This is a genomic window from Arcobacter sp. F155, from assembly GCF_004116455.1.
In the GTDB taxonomy this organism is placed as follows: Bacteria; Campylobacterota; Campylobacteria; order Campylobacterales; family Arcobacteraceae; genus Halarcobacter.
This window is the reverse complement of sequence record NZ_PDJU01000059.1, coordinates 1-385: the sequence shown is the minus strand read 5'-3', so window position 1 is coordinate 385 and position 385 is coordinate 1. Positions and strand designations below refer to the sequence as shown.

At 26.8% G+C, this 385-nt stretch carries 2 protein-coding genes; both read right to left on the bottom strand.

What is annotated here, in order from left to right; genetic code table 11:
• A partial coding sequence (locus CRV03_RS14065; RefSeq protein ID WP_164968684.1) for a dihydrofolate reductase occupies positions 1 to 252 on the bottom strand: 252 nt, incomplete at its 3' end.
• Positions 252 to 385: thymidylate synthase (locus CRV03_RS14060; protein WP_258239118.1), on the bottom strand; the 134-nt coding region annotated here is incomplete at its 5' end. The genes CRV03_RS14060 and CRV03_RS14065, both read right to left, overlap by 1 nt.

Below are 385 nucleotides of genomic sequence, written 5' to 3'. Positions count from 1 at the left end.
ATCTAAAGCTTTTTCAATACTATCAAAAGTATGAACACCTTCTGAAGAAAATCCTTTAGTAGATAAAACTAAAGAAGTTCTATTTGGAAGCGGTTTACCAATAGATTCAAAAGTTTTTCTTCCCATTAAAATATGATGACCACTTGTAATTTGTTTAAAGTTTTTAAAATCTTCAGAAATATGCCAAAGCATTTGATTATTTAATCCTATTTCCCAATTTTTACCATAAGCAACAATCATTGATATTTTCATTATACTGCCATCTCCCCTTTTATAGCTTCATGACATACATAATCAACAAGCTCAAAATCTTCCATTTTAAAATCATTGATATTTTTTACATTCTTATTAATTTTCATTTTTGGTTTTTCATAAGGAGTTCTTG